General features: G+C 64.3%; 2 protein-coding genes and 1 pseudogene. All 3 read right to left on the reverse strand.

The features are described 5' to 3' along the window. Positions 1–499 (reverse strand): aminotransferase class IV (locus tag A2I95_RS31860; protein WP_291736276.1); only part of this gene is annotated, 499 nt, incomplete at its 3' end. Next, positions 496–1,878 carry a hypothetical protein gene (locus tag A2I95_RS31865; protein ID WP_291736278.1) on the reverse strand — a complete coding sequence of 461 codons (1,383 nt, stop codon included), beginning with the start codon at positions 1,876–1,878 and terminating at the stop codon, positions 496–498. The genes A2I95_RS31860 and A2I95_RS31865, both read right to left, overlap by 4 nt. After that, positions 1,871–2,372: pseudogene (locus A2I95_RS31870) on the reverse strand (hypothetical protein); the annotation flags it as partial. The gene A2I95_RS31865 and the pseudogene A2I95_RS31870, both read right to left, overlap by 8 nt.

Below are 2,372 nucleotides of genomic sequence, written 5' to 3' on the forward strand. Positions count from 1 at the left end.
CTTTCCGGCGGGCTGTGCCGGTGGCCAGGATTGCGTCGAGATAGGACGAGGCGGTTTTCCACTGGCTGAGAGGCGAGGTCTCGTTCCTGGCGGCAGCGGCAATATCCAGAGCAACCGGCTGGAACTGCAGCGACGGCGGCAGCGGCGACAGCGTGGCTGTCACCCGGCTGTATTGCGACAGGTCGGTTGCCAGCCCCCGTGCCCCTGCACCGCGGCTGATGGACACCCGGAGGATCGCAGCCGCGTCCGTTTCTGCGCTGATGCTGTAGGCGGCGGAGATCAGGCGGCAGTCCGCGCGGTGGGCAAAGAAATCCGCCGCGTGTTCCAGCCGCCGCTGGTGGGCCTGCCGCAGCACGGACTTGCCGCCCAGGCACAGCACTGTGTCGAACACGGCATCGCCAAGCGTGGTGCCCCGTTCGGATGCCGCATAGACCGGGCTGCCGGGCGGATGGAATTCCCCGTCCGACCACAGCAGCGGCAGCATCTTGCCGCCGGTCATTCCGCAGCCTGCGGCTGGCTGTCGGCGGCCCCAAGCCCGATGGAGCGCGCCAGGGCGTGCTTGAAGGCAGGGATCATTTCATTTTCCATTTCGGCGCAGGATACCGCGTCTTCGTCCCACAGGAAGACAGCGCGCAGACTGTCCGGTGTGGTGGTGATCAACAGCATGATCTTGCCCGGCGGAAACAGCTGCGGAAAGCTGAAATACCGGCGGGTCTGCAATGCTGAGGAGTTCAGTATCTGCGGCGGGACGGGGCCTATGTTGGACAGGATGAACGGCGATTTCACCACCAGCATCAGCACCAGTTTAGTTGCCAGAACCTTGGGCAAAAATGCAATCACCTTGTGGTAAAAGGCATAGCGGGTCAGATCGTCCAGCACCTTGCCCGCGCGCAGGGTCTCCACCGTTTCAAAAATCCGCTCGCGCTGGGTCCGGGTTGACGGTCCGGACGGGACCTCGATCGCATAAGGCACGGCGCAGATATCGTAATAGCCGTCCAGATCCTGGTCCGAGAACGGCCGGAGCGAGAAATTGTCGATCAGCTTGACCTTGCCCTTGGGCTTTTGCCCCCTGGCGGCATTGAAGGCGGTGATCGTTTCGACCCAGGCCGCAAGATAAAAAGGGTGCCGGCTGATCTGTTCGGAGCGGGCAAACTGGCGCAGATGCTGCCAGACATCGGGACCCAGATCTTCAAAGCGCACCCGGGTCCGGCCGCGCTTCAGCTTGCTGCTGGAGTTTCCCGTCAGTGCCACCGGGGCCGTCACCGTTTCGCGCAGCATGTCCAGCATTGTGGCCGCAAAGGAGCGCAGATGGCGCCAGGCGGACCAGCGCGGCATGAACAGCTTGGCATTCGCCCTGTCCGGAACGCCGGCCGGAGTTTCATCGGGAGTCTCTCCGCGCATCAGCGCCTCATAGGCGCTGACCAGCTGAACCGAGATCAGGTTTGCGGACTTTCCGCAGGTGTAGATATGGCTGGTAACGCTTTGCAGAATGGTCAGATCGTCATATTCGGTGACAAAAATCCGCCACGGCGGGCCGCTGCCATGATCCAAGGGCTCGCCCCAGACATTTTGCGGCACCAGCTGGTCTGCGGCCTGTTCCGGGCAGCGCCCGCGCGTGCCCACATAGCGGATGTCCGGCTGCGCCTGCGGGTTGCGCACCCAGCCCCACCCCGCCAGCCCGGCAAAGGAGCCCGCCGCCTGCAGCGCCGCATGGCGCCGGGTCACCGAAGCCGCAGCCTGGCGCAGGATATCCAGGTCCGGTGCATTTTCCAGTTCGAACCAGTCGCAGGAATTGCCGTTCAGCCCCTGACGGGCGAGCATCTTCTCATAATAGATATAGATGCGGTTCAGCGTCGTCATCGGATGGCGTTCAGGCATCGGCCAGTTCCTCGGCAGCGGCGGTCTTTCCGGCCGGCGGCTGCAGCTGTGCGTCGCCCGCTGCTGGCTGCTGGCGCAACTGTTCGCGGATTTCACGTTTCAGCACTTTGCCTGTCAGCCCGCGCGGCGGGGTGGTGCCTTGCGGCAGGATGATCACCTCCGACAGGTGCTGTGCCCAGCTGCAGCTCGCTTGCAGCGCCGCCAGCAGATTCGCGGGGCTGCCCCCATGTCCCGGTGCCATCTGCAGCAGCAGCACCGCTTCGTCCGCGCCAGAGGCGGGGCGGGCCGCCAGCACGGCCTCTTGCACGAATGGAAGTTTCAGCGCTTCTTCCTCAACCGGCAGACCGTAGACCGGGCCATGGCGCGTGTTCACCGTGTCGACATCGCGGTCGATCTGGTAGAAGCGCCCGAAATTGTCGCGGAACCCGACGTCTCCGGTCCACCACCAGCCGTCCCGGACCACAGCATGGGTGCGGTCGTGCTGGTTCCAATAG

This window comes from Leisingera sp. F5 (genome assembly GCF_001593695.1).

Coding starts and splice junctions, on each gene's coding strand:
- A2I95_RS31865 (WP_291736278.1), bottom strand. CDS start 1,878: ATGCCTGAACGCCATCCGATGACGACGCTGAACCGCATCTATATCTAT.